A 17,487-nucleotide genomic window follows, 5' to 3' on the forward strand; every position below is an offset into this window, starting at 1 on the left:
ACATGCAAAAAGGGTTAGGTTTCTTCCTGTTTTTTACGCTTCAGTTGATGACTGCATCAGCACAGCAAAACACTGTCGAAATCGTTTATAAAAAAATCGATACGACAAGTTTGAAAATGAAATTGTACTATCCGGCAGATTATAAAAAGGGAACTGCCTACCCGACTATCGTTTTGTTTTTTGGAGGTGGTTGGAATAGCGGCAATATGAACCAATTTAAAAACCAGGCATTATATCTTGCTTCAAAAGGGATGATCGCTGTAACACCCGACTATCGCGTTAAAAAGCGGCAGAATACGACGCCCTTTGAATCAGTAAAGGACGGGCGTTCGGCTATCCGGTATTTAAGGGCTCATGCTAAAGAGTTAGGTATCGACCCTGATAACTGGCTGCTGGCGGCGGCTCTGCGGGCGGCCATGTAGCTGCTGCAACCGACCTGGTTAACATTAATGAATCGTCTGACAATCTTAGCATAAGCGCCAGGCCTAATGCTTTGGTGTTATTCAATCCTGTATTTAATAACGGCCCGGACAATTATGGCTATGAGCGCTTGGGCGACCGATACGCAGAAATATCTCCCTACCATAATATAAAAAAGGGAGCGGCACCTACAATAGTTTTTTTAGGAACCAAAGACCATTTGATACCGGTTAAAACCGCTAAAGATTACCAGGAAAAAATGCGCAGCATGGGCAGCCGCTGCGACCTGTTCTTATATGAAGGTCAGGGCCATGGCTTCTTTAATTTTACTAAAGGAAAAAAATACTACGAGGAAACACTTCTGCAGGCTGAAAAGTTTTTAAGGGAGTTGGGGTATGTGAAATAGACGGATGCCACAAATCTCTTTCGGGTTCGTCATCCCAGACCGAACGTAGTAAAACGAAGTGAGCGGAGGGATTTCCTTTATAATGTGCTGCCACGAATTCACAAATTTTCATCCGTTGTCAATGTTTCTCACAATTATTTTATGCCACTAATGCATTTCGGGTTCGTCATCCCGACCGAACGCAGTATAACGAAGTGAGCGGAGGAATCTCCTTCATATTGTGTCAAGCTCAGCCTGACAGTCATATTATATGTTTAACATAACACTACTTTACTATTGAAATCAGGAAACGTTTATATAGATTTATACAAACTTTGAATTTACTATTTGTTCTAAAAAATTCATAAATGCATTATTATTGATGGGGTCTTGCGCAATTGTTTTATAAAACTCTATATCATTTTTTCTCATCTGGATAAAAATATCTTCATACATTTTTTTGAAAGCTAATTTTCGGTTTTGCTCGTCATTATTTTCTTCATATTTCTTCTTGAAATCATCATGCATTACAATAGCTTTTCCAAAAGTTAGTACTTTAATTCTCTTCTCTTCTTCTGTACCTTCCCACCCCTGAAACCATTTTTCATTAAATCCATTAATGATGTTTTCCAGCTCATCTTCCTCCTTATCACCATGTGCGCCACGAACATTAGGATTTTGAGGGTCCAATTCTGTTTCCGAATCATCTAGTGATATTTGAGCATTTAACTTTACTCTTTCTAAACCGTAAGTAGATAGATCTACAGATTCCAAAAGTTTATCTAATGTGCCTTGGTCTTTATTCTCAATAATCAATTTAGGAATTAGGAATTTTAAAAACCAAAACAGCTTCTCCCATGCAATCATTTCATAAGGTAAAATAGCAGCGACCTGTCCATATATTTTTACGAATTGCTTAGCTTTAATTTTATAATCGGCTTTTTGCTTGTCATCCAAATCCAATTCGGTCACAAACCTTTCTGCTGCTGTGTCGATGATGGGACTCAAAAATTGGGCATCAACTTTATTGAAATATTTTTTATTGAAATCTTCAACCTCATCCTGCTCGTAAATTCCCGAATCATCCAGGCTGTCTTTTAATTCGTGAAGCACGTTAATGTCTGTTGCACTACTTAAGGTTGTAGACGTATAAAAAGGATCAAAAGCCATTTTGATGTCTTCTACCGAGTTAAAGAAATCCAGCACAAAAAGATCTTCTGTTCTCTTATCTAATTTATTGGCTGATCGATTCAATCTCGATAAAGTTTGAACAGCTAAAACACCTTGCAGCTTTTTGTCAACATACATTGCCGAGAGCTTGGGCTGGTCAAATCCGGTCAGATATTTATTGGCAACTACCAAGATTCTGTATTCATCCTCATCAAATTTATCCTTGGTTTCACTTTCAGGAAAACCATTCATTTGCGCTTCCGTGTATTCAATACCATCTACCTTTTTGGTTCCGGAAAATGCGATTACGATTTTAAAAGGATTGCCTTTGCTGTTTAATAAACTTTGTAAAGCCTGATAATAACGGATGGCCGATTCTATGCTCTGTGTTACCACCATTGCCTTGGCTTTGCCTTTTAGCTTTTTGGTATTAACTACAGAACCAGAAAAATGATCCAGCATTATTTCGGCTTTGGTAGCCACAGTTTGCTTATGTTTTTCTACATAAGCCCTTAATTTTTTCTGCGCTTTGGACGTATCAAAAAGCGGATTCTCTTCGATCGATTTTTCAATTTCATAATAGCTTTTGTAAGTTGTATAATTTGCCAAAACATCCAGAATGAAACCCTCTTCTATCGCCTGCTTCATCGAATACAGATGAAAAGGCTTGAAAGAACCGTCTTCTTGTTTCACACCAAATTTCTCCAAAGTGCTATTTTTTGGCGTGGCTGTAAAAGCAAAATAAGAAGCATTTTTAGTCATCTTTCTAGATTGCATGGCCTGCAAAATTTTGTCCTGATAATCCTCCATATCCTCATCTTCATCTGCATTTCCGATGGCTTCATTCAGTTTATCAGCCGAAGTTCCGGATTGTGAACTGTGTGCTTCATCTACAATAACTGCAAATTGCTTATGGCTCATATCGGCAATGCCGTCAATGATGAAAGGAAATTTTTGAATGGTTGTAACAATAATTCTTTTCCCACTTTCCAATGCCGATTTTAAATCTGCGGATTTATAAGCCGGGGCTACAATATTTTTAACTTCAGAAAATTCTTTGATATTATCTCTTAATTGTTTATCTAATAAACGCCTGTCCGTTACCACAATTACAGAGTCAAACAAGGGCTGATTGGTTGTTTTACTTCCACCAACTTCATTGGTTTCAGGATACGCTTCTATCAGTTGATAAGCCAGCCAGGTAATAGAATTTGATTTGCCCGAACCGGCGCTGTGTTGTATTAAATAAGTTTTACCAGCACCGTTCCCAGATGTGTCTTTGATAAGTCTTCGCACGACATCCAGCTGATGATAGCGAGGGAAAAATAAAGTTTTTTTACTTAACGCATCATTTTCTGCGCCACCAAAACGCACAAAATGCTGAATGATATTGGCAATGCTTTCTCGCCTTAACACATCCTGCCAGAAATAAGCAGTTTTATGCCCGAATGGATTAGTAGGATTTCCTTTTCCAAAATTGTTTCCCAGGTTGAACGGCAGAAAAAAGGTTCCAGCTCCGTCCAGCTTAGTGGTCATATAAATTTCATCGGTATCAACCGCAAAATGCACCATACATCTACCAAAATTCAGCAAAGGCTGTGCGATGTCTCGTTTATATTTATATTGGTTCACACCGTGTACTTTGGCGTTTTGACCGGTCCAATGATTCTTCAATTCAATGGTAGAAATGGGAATACCATTTATGAAAATAACCATATCAATTTCCTCCAGCGGGTTGACCAGAGAATAACGCAACTGCCGCGTAACACTGAATTGATTGCTTTTAAAATTATCTTTGATACTTTGACTACTGTTTTGCAATGGCGCTACATAAAACAATGTAAACTGTGCGTCATCTACCGCCAGGCCTTTACGAAGCAAACGCAGAATGCCATATTTTTTTACCAGTTTATCATAGCGATCAAGTATTTTAATTTTCCAGTCTGACTGGCGTTTTAGTTTTTCTAACTCTTCGCTTTGTGTGGTTTCCAGAAAATTCCAAAAGCGCAGTTCGTCCAAAGCATATCTGGTATTGAAGTCTGCCGGATAACCAATTCGGTAACCATTGTCGCTGACAGACGCATCGGATTCTTCCAAAAGATTGTTTTTAATATCTTCTGTTGAAATACCACAAAGTGCTTTTTCGATAGTGGTTTCGAGAGCTTGTTCGTTAGTTTGTGATGGCATAATGCTTATTCTATTTTGTCAGAATCAGGATTTAGAGGATTTTATAATTTTCATGATTATATTTTTGTAGCTAACTTAATCCTGTCCATCCTTAAATCCTGGGCGTCCTGATTCAGACGTTTTTTTGCTCGAATTTAGGGTTAAACACTTTTTTAAATTGCAGACTACTCGCCCCGAAATTGATAAGCAGTCCAATAGGTTTGTCATAAGCAACCACATAGTTTTTAGCTTGAGCAAGATGCACATTTTCTAAATTAATGATAGCCTTTAATTCTACAATAACTTGTCCTTCCACCACAAAATCTGCTCTTCTTGTACCTACATTTATTCCTTCGTAATATATCGCCTGTTCTTCCTCCCTTACAAAACCCAAAGCAGCGCGCTCTAATTCAATGGCCAGGCATCTTTGATAAATTACTTCCTGAAATCCATTGCCCAAAGTTCTGTGAACTTTCATGGCGCAGCCGTTTATCTTATAGGTTATATCTTCTAAATTCATAGCGTTATATTTTGTCTGAATCAGGATTTATTTGATTTTAGGATTTTCCTGATTGGGTTTAAAATTACTTAAATCCTACAAATCTTAAAATCCGGAGCATCCTGACTTACCACTCTTTTGTCTGAATCAGGATTTAGATGATTTTAAGATTTTCCTGATTATAAATCCTGTCAATCCTAAAATCGGGAGCATCCTGATTCAGACAACTTTCACTTTCCCCGTCACCACATTATCTATCAGCACCGTTTTGTATTCTTTCAGCTTTTCTATTTCTTGTTCTTTTAATGAAATTGCTTTGGCGATTTTTTCTTCGATTTCTTCTAAATATGAAACGATTTGGGTTTGTTCTGATTTAGGCGAAAATGGAACTGTAATATTTAAGAAATCTCCTTTAGAAATATTTTTCATACTTGGACTAGAACCATTTGCAAACGTCGTCATATAATTTCTGAATCCTTTATTAATTAATATCTTACTCAACCATACTGGATCAAAAGAAATGTTATTTCGATAGACTGTTTGCCAAAGTCTATCGGGGAGAAATAAATTTGGATATTCCTCCAGAACCAACCCCGAGGCTCCAACTAATTCAGGAGCATTCATTCTACTGATTATTATTGCACCTTTCCTAACTTGACAAGAAACCCGTCCTTTCTCATTTTCAAACACTTTTTTATTTTCTTTTGCTTCAAAATAGTAATTGTAGACACAGCTAGTCTTTAAAACTCCAAAATCATCAGCTTCAGCACTCTCACTCTCCGAAGCATTAACACTCACACCTCCTTCTAAATTTTGAATAAAATACTTCAACTTCCTCACCTCCCAATGCTCTGGAATTTCTCCAATCCAATCCACGCCGCTGTCTTTCATTTGTCTGAATCTTGATTTGGAGGATTTTAGGATTTCAGGATTATTTTCGCCATCAGAAATCCTGTCCATCCTTAAATCCGGAGCATCCTGATTCAGACCTTTGGTAACGGCTTTTTGTATAAGGATTTGCCTACGTTCTTTCAGCAGTTCTATTTCTTTTTCTTTGATGGTAATCGTTTGGTCTATTTTGGTGGTTTTGTCATCGAGAAAAGTGGCGATGGTTTGTTGTTCGGGAAGTGGTGGAATAGGTACAGAAATAGAATTTAAATTACCGATTGTCAATTGATTTATTGTTGATGTCAAAAAGCTACCAGATAAATTCTTAAAAATATTCGAGTTAAGTATTTTAAATAAATAGTTATTTAAATCTGACCGAAAAACTGTCGTAAATGCCCCAAAAGAATTTCCCTCATCATTTGCTGTCGCAATGGCACACTTTCCAATCAAATCCCGACTTCCATTTCTTGAACATATTAGTATATCGTTCTTTCTTATTTTAAGTTTTTCTGGAATTTTGCTAGAAACATAAGAATTCTCTTTCTCTCCATAAACAAATCGACCATTCAGTAAATTTGATGAACGTAAAACTAATGTTCCTTCATTCTCAGAACATAAATCGTTAGGTGAATATGTTAATCCAATTATCGCTTTACCTAAAAATTTTAATTTAACCACTTCCCAATGCTCCGGAATCTCCCCAATCCAATTCACACCGCTGTCTTTGTATTTTTCGTATCGCTGCATCGTTTAAAATTTTAAAATCTCCGCCAGCAAGCCATCGCCTTCTTTTTCCAATGCCAAAATATCTTTGGTTACTTCTTCTAAGCTACGTAAAGGTGCAGGCTGGTAAAAATATTTATTGAAGCTGAGTTCATAACCAATCTTTACAGAATCCAACGCAATCCAGCTTTCTTCAGCGTAGGGTTTTACTTCTCTTAAAAAATATTCCTGTATGTTTTCTTTCAACGGAATGCTTTCACTGTCACGCAGGTCGGTTTCTGTTTCGTAAATGATGTATTCGCCTTTTTTCCTTGATCTGAACCTGTCGAAGATGGGAAATAACCGTAATAAGGAAGATCTTTTGCTGCACATCCCAAATAATCCAACAAGTCCGAAAGCTTTTGGCCGTTTAGCTTCTCTATTTTTTTAATCACTTTATCGGCTTCTTCATCATACCAGCTTACGGTATCTAAAATCTGTTTTTTCTCCGAAGCCGCCAGTTTGGTTGTATCGCCTTTCAGTACTTCATCTACCTTGCTGCCAAATTCATTGAAATTGATATAGACTTCCGTTCCCAATACTTCCATCAGGCGAACTGCGGTTTGATACACCTGTTCTTGTTTTTCCCAATTGTCTTTTTCAAAAAAGCCAAAAGCTGTTTGGTGTTAATGTTCCATTCCTGTTTTTCGGCAAAATCTTCAATTTCTTTTTTATATTTTTCCAAACCTGTATAGACTTCCATTCCATACTTTTCAAACAAAGCCTTGCTGAAATCGGGTTGAGCTTTATCCCATTTCAACACTTCAATTTTTTCAAATGTGAATTGAGATTTCAACCGTTTCGGTCTTTCAATATTCACTTTATAATATCCAAAGTCTGCATTTTCAAAAATCTTGCTGCCGATATTTCCGGTTTCTTTTTATCCAGTTCTCTTAAATTCAAATAGCATTTCAAGATCTCCTGAATATGTTGTTTTGTAAGTTCACAGTTTTTGTTACCAAGGTTTTTTCTCAGTTTCTGATACATTTCGCTGGCATCAATCAGCTGCACTTTTCCTTTGCGTGGTGCAGGTTTGTTGTTGCTCAACATCCAGATATAAGTAGTAATGCCCGTATTGTAAAAAATATTGTTGGGTAATTGAATGATAACATCCAACAAATCATTTTCGATAATATATCTTCTGATATTGCTTTCGCCGCCGCCTGCATCTCCGGTAAACAGACTCGAACCATTGTGTACCGAAGCAATCCGGCTTCCTATTTTATTTTTTGAAGTGATGGCTTTCATTTTATCCACCATTTCCATCAGAAAGAGCAATTGCCCGTCACTACTACGGGGTACGGCTTCGGCATCTTCTTCTTCGCCCCAGTAATTTTTAAGTTTAATGAGAAACCGATTATCGATAACGTCTTTCCCGTCTTTGATATATTTCTGCTCACTCGCCCAGCTTTTTCCATACGGTGGGTTGGATAACATGAAATCAAATTTCGTTCCCGCAAATTCATTTGTAGAAAGCGTAGAACCCACTTTGATATGTTCGGGGTCTTTGCCTTTGATCATCATGTCCGATTTGCAGATGGCATAGGTTTCGTCATTCACCTCTTTACCAAACATGTAAACCGATGTAGTCTTGGCCTTAATTTCGCCTTCAGGATCGGTAATGAAATTTTCAGATTCGGTCAGCATGCCACCCGTTCCGCAAGCGGGGTCATAAATGGTAATCACGGAAGGGATTTTGTCTTTAATGGGTTCAAAAACCAAATGCGTCATCAGGTCGATCACTTCACGAGGTGTGTAATGTTCTCCCGCTTCCTCGTTGTTTTCTTCATTAAACTTTCTGATCAGTTCTTCAAAGACATAGCCCATTCCTAAATTGGTCAAAGCCGGCATTTTTCTTCCGGCTGTATCTAATTTTTCAAAAGGCGTCAGATTAATATCAGGCGAAGTAAATTTCTCTAACACATCCAGCAACACATCTTTGTTGGCCATGTGTTTGATTTGTGCCCGAAGTTTGAACATTTCAATAATTTCCTGCACATTGGCACTAAAACCATTGAGGTAATCTTCAAAATTTCCCAACAAAATTTGCTGGCTGTTGGTAGCCGAAGCGTGAAGGCTTTGCAGCGTCCATTCACTGGTATTGTAAAAAACATATTTGGAAGCGGCAGTCATTCCCTTATCGTCCCAGGCAGTAAACTTCATAGTTTCCTTTTGGAACTGCACTTCTTCTAATACGTGTTGTTTTGTGGGCTCCAATAAAGCATCTAATCTTCTTAAAACTACCATTGGCAGGATGACATCCCTATATTTTCCTCTAACGTAAACGTCTCTCAGGCAGTCATCGGCAATGCTCCATATAAAGGATACGAGTTTATTATGTACAGCGTGGTTCATTATGTATTCATCAGTTTTTAAAATCCCCGTAAAGTAATAAAATATAACAACTTCACGTAACGGAAAACCGTTATTTCTCATCAGTTCTATGTTCGTATTTTAAAAAGCGTTAATTGAATGCGACGTATCAATAGGAATGATTTAAATATTTAACAATGTCGATTGAAGGATTACTGAATGTTGCTTCGCAAACGTACGATCACAAAGTTCGCCTCCGGTGAAAAGTTGCACAAGAATTAAACGTGCAAATTTTAAATGAGTCCCCTTTATTGAGGTTAAAAATCTCGAAGAGGTTTTCTTTGCGCTCTTAAAAAGGCAATTGTAACGAAGCCATATATCAAAAAAACCTTTGCGTTCTTTGCGTGAAAATGTTCGTAGACTTATTTATATCATTTATTCAACGCCAAAACCATTCGTGTATTCGTGGCTATCTTTAAAAAGAATAACTACCCGACTGCAATTCGTACATCTTAAACGCACCATCATCTTCAAGCTGGCGTACGTTGTTGCTTTCAGGAATAGTGATCTGCTCTGCAGCAGATAGTTTCAATAAGGTTGACGTATTGGGCGGGATGGCAATTTCGAGTGATAACCTATGATCAGCATTTCTTTTCCATGCAAATTGCACCACACCCGAAGGTGCTTTGAAACTTGCCCTTGCCCAGCTAACAGCAACAGTTCCTGGTGCTGGTGGTTGAATTATAAACTGGCTGAACCCGGGCTTGGCGGGCTTTATACCAACGAGGCCATCAATAAACCAGGCACCGGGAAATAAGTAAGAACTGTGTAACAAGGAATGGCCCGGCAAATCCTTCTCCCACATTTCCCAAATAGTTGTGGCATCATTGGCTTTCATATATCCCCATCCGGGGTAATCGGTTTTAGAAACCATGCTATATATCAGGTCGTTCCTGTTCTCTTGCCGCAGCAATTTAAAAAGCATGGCACCGCCGGTAATGCCCGCATGTATATGCCCTTTTCTTTTTATAAGAATTTCATCTTCCAAAGCAGCCATCACTTTTCCACGCAACTGCTGAGGAACGATTTCAGCCAGCAATGCAACAGCCATATTTCCCATCGATCCATCTGAATAAGTATTAGTTTCTTTATTAAAAAATTGCTGATGAATGATCTTTGCAGAGGCATCAGCCTGCGCTTTCCATTTTGCTGCATCAGTTGAGCGTTGCAGAACAGTGGCCACTTTAGCAGCAGTCCGAAGATTAAAAATACGATAACAGTTATTAAAGAAAATAGTTTCCGGCTTATCATTATTCATACCTTCTGCTGTGGCGTTGGGCCAAAGCCAGTCGCCCAGAAAATCCCACTGGCCGCCAAAACGCTGCAATACATCATGCTCAACATGCGTATCTAAAAACGATAGCCAGTTTTTAATAAGCGAATAATTATCAGTCAGCACTTTTGTATCACCATAATACTCGTACATAAACCAGGGCAATGTAACAACAATGCCACCCCAGGCGGGTCCGCCCCCACCCCAATAAGTAGGTGCTGTATGTGGCAGCACGCCGTTATTAAACAGCCTGCCACTTGTCACTGCCTTGCGAGCATGTTCTTCATTGTTCATATCACCCACCATAGGTTCTGTTCCCTGAACATCGCGCCAATCCTGCATCCACTTGGTATAGAAAGCGCCCAGCTTATAATTATACATTCCGGTTTCACTGGTTGCATGTGCGTCGCCTCCATATCCCATTCTTTCCCTTTGCGGACAGTCAACCACATAACCGCCTAAAGAAAGATTCTCAAAGGTCCAGCGAATACGGTCATACATCCAGTTCAATAAAGAATCTGAACAGGCAAATGTTGTAGCGTTCCCATAGTTGGTTCTTATCATCCAGCCGCGAATATCTTTTAATTCAGGAGCCTGCTTTAACCCACGAATGGTAAGCCATCTGCCTGAACTATAATTAAAGCGATTGCGAAAAGTACCTTCGCCAGTTTGACCAATAATAAAAGCGTTCCTCATATCAAAGGTCATGTCCATATTTTCTCTTTCGGAAAAAGACATGTTGATGGTATCGCCGGGGTTTCCGCGAAGATGAACATTTGTCCATCCCACGAAGTTGGTTCCGAAGTCAATCCTGTAACTCCCATCTTTTCTCTTTTCAATTTTTTGAGGTAGGATTTGTTGTTGCAAAGTATTTGATTCCACCATTTGGGATGATAATACAAGATTAGGATGATATTGGTTTGCCTGCTGCCAGCCTTTTTCATCATGGGATAATTGATGCCACGATTCATTGGCTTTTCTATCGTCCCATAACTCACCGCCCATTTTTCCAAAGGCCCAAATGCCAAGGAGCTTATTGGGGCTGGGATAAGTTTTCCAGCTATTATCTGTTATTAATGTATAGAATGGTTGCACCAGGTTGCCCGGATCTTTTTCTTTATAGAAAAAGGCTTGCGCATTAACGATAGGTTTTTTCGGCCTTTGCTCGTCCAGAAAATAAGGCGCAAAGATGGACCAGGATGCACCTAACCATAAGCCAGCAATGTTTTCGCCTTTGCGCAGATAGTTGGTAATATCGTAAGCTACATAGCTGGCGCGCTTAGTGTGATCAGATGTAGCAGGCGCTAACACATTGCTGCTGATTTTTTGCCCGTTAATATACAATTCATGATAACCAACTGATGCAATATAGATAAAAGCCCTGCCTGGTTTTTCTTTCAGTATAAACCTTTTTCGGAACCAGGGATCCCAGATATTACAGTCTTTATTATTGTTGACAAACTCCTGGCTATCGCCTATCCATTTACCCTGCCATTCGCTGGCGCTATAAAAACCTGTTGTAAAAGAAGCAGGGTCGCTCCATTCAGAAGTTGATCCATTCTGGTCTTTGACCCTTACTTTCCAATAATAGCTTCTATCCGAAAGCAACTTTTTTCCAGCATATAATATATGTTGTGTGTTATTGGAAGGTACCCATTTTGAATCCCAGAAATCTCCCAGGTTCTTGCTAAGGTTTTCAGGAGAAGATGCAATAATGATTTGATAAGCCTGTTGCTTCAATCCAAAGGCTGTTTTGTGAGCAGATGCTAAACTCCAGCTGAACCGGGGTTTCGCTGCATCTATTCCTTTTGGATCGTTGAGGTATTCGCACCGAAGGCTTGTTGCCACCAGGCTTTTGGCAGGACCAACCATAGCATAGATCGGTAATGAACAGAGCATGTAAACAACAAATAATAAACTTGAAAAGATTTTCATCAGCAAATTTTAGATAAAGCAGATACCATACATTAAGCTTAGCCGGGCAATTGATTTCAACACAACGAAGGCAAAGAATACAAAGAAACTACGATTTATTTAAACTATACTCAACAAGGAATAAATTGTGAGCAATATAAAGGCCGTAGGTCTGATTTTATATTGTAGCTCCGGAATTACTTAAATACGTTGACTCAACAATAGCTTATGATTTCAACCAGAGCGAAATGGTTATTCCACTTTCTAATTTGTGAGAACACGAATCATGACGTCAGTTTTCGTTGTTTTGTAAATAGAACTGATATCCCTCGGCTACGTTTCACTTCGCTCGGAATGACGATGTGATTCTCAAACATACATATATCCTCATTCTGGGTTGTTTCAGCTCAATATTTACTTTAATTGTACAACTTACAAACATTATTTTCAGAATTGCGATGTTTTTTTTTATTTTCGGATGTTGGACTCTCTTTATCATAATGGTGGCCTCTAAAAGGAAACATTTATAAGTAGCCTCTAAACAAGAAATTACGAATTCATGATATTAATTGTTGATGATCAGATAGAAAATATATATTCTTTAAAAAGACTATTGGAGTCTAAAAACTTTGAGGTAGATACTGCGGCTTCCGGTGAAGAAGCACTAAAAAAGGTTTTAAAAACTGATTATGCGTTGATCATCCTTGACGTGCAAATGCCGGGCATTGATGGATTTGAAGTTGCCGAAACATTGTCTGGTTACAGCAAAACCAGGGAAATACCCATTATATTTTTATCAGCGGTTAATACGGAAAAAAATTCATTACAAAGGGATATGCTTCCGGCGGCATTGATTACATCACGAAACCTGTTGACCCCGATATCCTGATGTTAAAGGTTAAAACTTTCCACCGGCTATACGAGCAAACGCTGGCCCTGAATGAAACACAGAAAAATTTGCAGCTAGAGATCGAATCAAGAAAAAAGGCCCAGCAAGAACTGCATGATAAAGTAGAACATTTACATACCACTCTGGAAAGCCTGCCGCAAGTGGCTTTCAGGGCAGATGCCTTTGGGCGTGTAACTTTTGTTAATAAAAGATGGTTTCAGTATTCGCCCTGCCCTGCAACTTTTCCTGAAGTACACCCTGATGATACTTCAATGGAAAATGTTTGGACGGATTGTATAGACAGCAGCCAGCCCATGGAACAGGAAATGCGTATCAAAGAAATTAAATCAGGATTATTCCGTTTTCATTTACTTAGGATGATACCTGTTAAAAATAAAACAGGCATCAAAAGTTGGGTAGGCACTTTTACCGATATTGACGACCAGAAACAGGAAGAAAAAAGAAAAGATGAGTTTCTTAGCATCGCCAGTCATGAACTTAAAACGCCGCTTACAAGCATCAAGGCTTATATACAGCTGGTGGAACGCATCGAGAGTAAACAGACGGAGAGCGCAATAGCTACCTATATTAGCCGCGCTCATGACCAGGTATGCAAGCTGGATAACCTTATCGCTGATCTGCTCGACATTTCTAAAATTGAAAATGGCAAACTAAAGATGAACAAAAAGCCATTTGATATGGAAAAGCTGATTGAGAATGTACTTGAAACAATTCATTACACAAATAATCAACACGATCTGAAAATAGAGCGACAGGGAGACCCTATAGTTAAACACGTTAACGGTGACGCTTTCCGCATTGAACAGGTATTGATCAACTTCTTTACAAATGCCATAAAATATTCGCCAAAGGCAGATAAAGTGATTCTTCATACAGCAGTGAAGAGTAATGAAGTTTATATTGGGGTACAGGATTTTGGCATAGGCATTCCTGAACAAAAGAAAGATCGTGTGTTTACTAAGTTCTACCGTGTTGAAGAATCTTCTGTACAATTCCAGGGCCTGGGGATCGGTTTATATATATGTGCCGAGATTATTAAACAACATCATGGAACTTACGGGGTGCACAGCACTTTGGGTGAAGGCACAACATTTTATTTCACATTACCAATCAGCTAAACTAATATGTCAAGGAAATTAATAAGGAAGTTACAGATAGGATTTGGGATATCATTATTGATTCTGCTGGTGAGTTCGTCGGCGTCTTATGTCAGCATAAAAAATCAGATGAATAACCGGGGCCAGGTAATTCATACGCAACAAACGATCGAAGCCGCCAATCAGATTTTAATCGATTTGCAGAATGCAGAAACAGGACAGCGCGGTTATCTTCTAACCGGGAAGGCCAGCTTTTTAGCCCCCTATTATGAAAGCCTGCGATCATTACCCCGCTCCATAGCAGAAGCACGGTCGCTCACCAAAGATGATCCGCAACAACTTCGTCGTATAGACAGTGTTGATCAGCTGGTGAATAAACAACTCATCGCATTAAACGAGCATGTGTCCATAAAAAGTCTGGCGGCACCATCATGATAGATCAGCTGGAGCAGGGAAAAGATTATATGGATAGTTGCCGGCAAATTATCAGTGGTTTTGTAAATGATGAATCAGCTACGCTTCGACAAAGCAGTGAAAAGATGCATCGTAATTCCAACGCTACTTCTCTGTTCATTTTATTTGCGGCTGCCGTTTCTATGTTCATCACCATTTATTTCTATCTGCAGATAAGAAGTGAGTTTAAGAAAAGAGAAAAAATGCAGCAACTTTTAAAGACAAAAGATGAAGAGATAAGCAAAAGGCTTACGCTGGTTCAGCATGTAGCCCAAAAGGTATCTGGCGGAGATTATTCGGTACGAATAAAAGAAAATGAAAAAGATGATCTAGGCAGCATTTCTACTTCGCTTAACGATATGGCTGTCTCATTGCAAAACTCGTTTGACAACATCAATAATAACGAATGGAGGCAAACAGGCCTTGCCATGCTCAATGAAATTATGGCCGGCAATAAGACAGAAGAATTGCTTGCTAAAGATACGCTGGATCACCTGGTTGGTTATGGAGCCTGTTTGAACGGAGCTTTTTATCTTTTAGATAAAGGGCTGTTGCAATTGCAAAGTGCTTATGCATTGGAAACCCATATGAAAACACAGTATGCATCCGGTGAAGGAATCGTTGGACAGGTTTTTAGCGATCGTGAAATTAAAGTATTAAATAATGTCTCTGAAGCTGATTTCGTAGCGAGCTTTTCAGCAGGCCAACTTAAGGTTAGTAATCTTGTATGGCTGCCTTTGCTGGTAAAAGGCCAATGTGTTGGTGTTATTGAATTGGGTTCAACAACACCATTTGAAACACTTGACATTGATTTTTATAAAGAAGCATCGAGAATTATAACACTTGAAATAATTGCAGCAAAAGGAAGAAAGCAGGTACAAACTTTACTGGAAGAAACTCAGGCACAAACAGAAGAATTACAAACGCAACATTCTGAACTTGAAAATCTGAATACTGAGTTGGAAGCTCAAACACAGAAGTTACAGGCTTCGGAAGAAGAGCTGCGCGTGCAACAGGAAGAATTATTGCAGTCTAACCAGGAATTGGAAGAGCGATCTAAATTGCTTGAAGAAAAGAATCTTTTGATTGCTCATCGAAATTCTGAAATTCAAAAGAAAGCAGAAGAGCTTGCATTAAGTACCAAATACAAATCAGAGTTTTTGGCCAACATGTCTCATGAACTTCGCACACCCTTAAATTCTATTCTGCTTTTATCACGTTTGATGGTTGAAAATGCTGATGATAATTTAAATGATGATCAGATAGAATCAGCTAAAGTGATACAGAGTTCAGGCTCCAGCTTATTGAACCTGATCGATGAAATTCTCGACCTTTCGAAGATTGAAGCAGGGAAAATGGAACTGGAATACAAACCTTTGGAATTAGTTGAGTTAAAGAATGATTTGCTTAACATGTTTGCGCCGATGGCCAAAGACAAGGGATTAGATTTTGCGATTAACTTTGAAGAACATGCTAACAATAATCTCACAACTGACAAACTCAGGTTAGAACAAGTATTACGTAACCTGCTTTCAAATGCTATTAAGTTTACGGAAAAAGGGTCGGTAACATTATCTGTTTCGCAAACAGCAGATAATCCCGATAACATGCGATTTGTTGTTGAAGACACGGGTATTGGAATCAGCGAAGAAAATCAAAAAATTGTATTCGAAGCTTTTCAGCAAGCAGATGGTTCTACACGCCGCAAATTCGGAGGTACAGGATTAGGTCTTTCCATTAGCAGGGAACTTGCACGCTTACTTGGCGGTGACATAAGCGTAAACAGTACAATAGGTAAAGGAAGTGTATTCACATTGGTGATTCCAAAAGAGAGTAAACTGAATGATCCCGTAAAACCTAAGGCAGATCCCATTACCGAATTTATTGCTAAAAATGTTGAAGACCCTATAGTGCTGGATACGGGAAAACAGATCATCTTAACAGATGTAGAAATTCCGGAAGATGTAAGCGATGACAGGAATGATATAACCCCCGGCGATAAAGTAATTTTAATTGTTGAAGATGATACCAACTTTGCTAAGGCGCTTTTAAAATACACGCATCAGCAGAAGTATAAAGGTGTTATCATTGTTAGAGGTGACCTGGCTGCCCAGGCGGCAGAAACCTATCAGCCTTTGGCAATTTTGCTTGACATTCAGCTTCCGGTAAAAAATGGCTGGCAGGTTATGGATGAGGTGAAAGCCAACCCTAAAACACGGCATATACCAGTACACATCATGTCGTCGATGAAGGTTAAGAAAGAGAGCTTGCTAAAAGGAGCCATCGACTTTATCAATAAACCTGTTGCTCTGGAGCAAATGGGTCAAATCTTTAAAAGGATTGAAGACGCGTTAAGCCGTAACCCAAGAAAGGTGTTGATCGTTGAAGAAAATCCTAAGCACGCCACAGCACTCTCTTATTTTTTAAGCAACTTTAATATTGTATCAGAAATAAAAAACAACGTTGATGACAGCATTACCGCGCTTGTATCTGATAAAGTTAATTGTGTGATCTTAGACATGGGCGTGCCCGATAAAACAGGTTACGAAACATTGGAAGCTATTAAAAGTAAAGACGGGCTTGAAGATCTTCCTATTATCATTTTCACAGGTAAGAATCTTTCACATGCGGAAGAAATGAAAATACGACAGTACGCAGATTCTATCGTTATTAAAACTGCCCATTCTTTTCAGCGCATACTTGATGAAGTAGGGCTGTTTTTACATTTAGTTGAAGAAAGTAATATTGAACCGGAAAAACGAAACGCCAATAAGTTAGGATCTCTGAATGAAGTATTAAAAGATAAAACGGTATTGATAGCAGACGACGATGTACGCAATATTTTTTCGTTGACCAAGACGCTTGAAAAATACCATATGAAAGTAGTTTCTGCAATAGATGGCAAAGAAGCCCTGCAACAGCTTGACATTCATCCTGACACATCCATGATTCTGATGGATATGATGATGCCAGAAATGGATGGTTATGAAACTATTCAACGAATCAGAAACATGCCAGCTTATAGCAAACTGCCCATCATCGCAGTTACGGCAAAGGCAATGACCGGCGACCGCGAAAAATGTATAAAAGCGGGAGCATCCGATTATATTTCAAAACCTGTCGATAAAGACCAATTATTGTCATTATTAAGGGTTTGGTTATACGAAAATTAAAGTT

The 17,487-nt window shown here is 38.8% G+C and carries 14 protein-coding genes; 6 read left to right on the forward strand and 8 right to left on the reverse strand.

What is annotated here, in order from left to right:
* The first annotated feature begins 2 nt into the window (after positions 1-2).
* Both MKP09_RS10165 and MKP09_RS10170 read left to right on the forward strand, forming a co-directional pair.
* The gene (locus MKP09_RS10165; RefSeq protein ID WP_240827844.1) at positions 3-422 is read left to right on the forward strand and encodes an alpha/beta hydrolase; all 420 of its coding nucleotides are present in this window, start codon (positions 3-5) and stop codon (positions 420-422) included.
* A gap of 23 nt (positions 423-445) precedes the next feature.
* Positions 446-826, forward strand: a complete 381-nt coding sequence (locus MKP09_RS10170; protein ID WP_240829459.1) for an alpha/beta hydrolase — start codon at positions 446-448, stop codon at positions 824-826.
* A gap of 303 nt (positions 827-1,129) precedes the next feature.
* On the opposite strand, the gene MKP09_RS10175 is transcribed toward MKP09_RS10170, so the two are convergent.
* The 8 genes from MKP09_RS10175 to MKP09_RS10210 all read right to left on the reverse strand — a co-directional run bounded on the left by MKP09_RS10175 (position 1,130) and on the right by MKP09_RS10210 (position 11,871).
* On the reverse strand, positions 1,130-4,162 hold the full coding sequence (locus MKP09_RS10175) for a type I restriction endonuclease subunit R (RefSeq protein WP_240827846.1): 3,033 nt from the start codon (positions 4,160-4,162) through the stop codon (positions 1,130-1,132).
* A gap of 112 nt (positions 4,163-4,274) precedes the next feature.
* The gene (locus MKP09_RS10180; protein ID WP_240827848.1) at positions 4,275-4,661 is read right to left on the reverse strand and encodes a GxxExxY protein; all 387 of its coding nucleotides are present in this window, start codon (positions 4,659-4,661) and stop codon (positions 4,275-4,277) included.
* Between the two features lie 198 nt (positions 4,662-4,859).
* On the reverse strand, positions 4,860-6,275 hold the full coding sequence (locus MKP09_RS10185; protein ID WP_240827851.1) for a restriction endonuclease subunit S: 1,416 nt from the start codon (positions 6,273-6,275) through the stop codon (positions 4,860-4,862).
* A 3-nt stretch (positions 6,276-6,278) separates the two neighbouring features.
* The gene (locus tag MKP09_RS10190) at positions 6,279-6,497 is read right to left on the reverse strand and encodes a hypothetical protein (RefSeq protein WP_240827855.1); all 219 of its coding nucleotides are present in this window, start codon (positions 6,495-6,497) and stop codon (positions 6,279-6,281) included.
* A complete protein-coding gene (locus MKP09_RS10195) occupies positions 6,494-6,862 on the reverse strand; it encodes a hypothetical protein (protein ID WP_240827856.1) in 369 nt (122 codons plus the stop codon). The genes MKP09_RS10190 and MKP09_RS10195 overlap by 4 nt, the downstream gene beginning before the upstream one ends.
* Entirely contained in the window at positions 6,838-7,086 is a 249-nt protein-coding gene (locus tag MKP09_RS10200) for a hypothetical protein (protein WP_240827883.1), read from the reverse strand. The genes MKP09_RS10195 and MKP09_RS10200 overlap by 25 nt, the downstream gene beginning before the upstream one ends.
* 20 nt (positions 7,087-7,106) lie before the next feature.
* Complete coding sequence (locus MKP09_RS10205) at positions 7,107-8,645, reverse strand: type I restriction-modification system subunit M (RefSeq protein WP_240827885.1); 1,539 nt, start codon at positions 8,643-8,645, stop codon at positions 7,107-7,109.
* Positions 8,646-9,078: 433 nt separating this feature from the next.
* Complete coding sequence (locus tag MKP09_RS10210) at positions 9,079-11,871, reverse strand: family 78 glycoside hydrolase catalytic domain (RefSeq protein ID WP_240827887.1); 2,793 nt, start codon at positions 11,869-11,871, stop codon at positions 9,079-9,081.
* A 538-nt stretch (positions 11,872-12,409) separates the two neighbouring features.
* On the opposite strand from MKP09_RS10210, the gene MKP09_RS10215 reads away from it, so the two are divergent.
* The 4 genes from MKP09_RS10215 to MKP09_RS10230 all read left to right on the forward strand — a co-directional run bounded on the left by MKP09_RS10215 (position 12,410) and on the right by MKP09_RS10230 (position 17,483).
* Complete coding sequence (locus MKP09_RS10215) at positions 12,410-12,739, forward strand: response regulator (protein WP_240827889.1); 330 nt, start codon at positions 12,410-12,412, stop codon at positions 12,737-12,739.
* A 68-nt stretch (positions 12,740-12,807) separates the two neighbouring features.
* The gene (locus tag MKP09_RS10220; RefSeq protein WP_240827891.1) at positions 12,808-13,878 is read left to right on the forward strand and encodes a PAS domain-containing sensor histidine kinase; all 1,071 of its coding nucleotides are present in this window, start codon (positions 12,808-12,810) and stop codon (positions 13,876-13,878) included.
* A 6-nt stretch (positions 13,879-13,884) separates the two neighbouring features.
* Positions 13,885-14,292 carry a CHASE3 domain-containing protein gene (locus MKP09_RS10225; protein ID WP_240827895.1) on the forward strand — a complete coding sequence of 136 codons (408 nt, stop codon included), beginning with the start codon at positions 13,885-13,887 and terminating at the stop codon, positions 14,290-14,292.
* Positions 14,289-17,483, forward strand: a complete 3,195-nt coding sequence (locus MKP09_RS10230) for a response regulator (protein WP_240827897.1) — start codon at positions 14,289-14,291, stop codon at positions 17,481-17,483. The genes MKP09_RS10225 and MKP09_RS10230 overlap by 4 nt, the downstream gene beginning before the upstream one ends.
* The last annotated feature ends 4 nt before the right edge of the window (positions 17,484-17,487 follow it).

Source organism: Paraniabella ginsengisoli, from assembly GCF_022513635.1.
Lineage (GTDB): Bacteria > Bacteroidota > Bacteroidia > Chitinophagales > Chitinophagaceae > Niabella > Niabella ginsengisoli.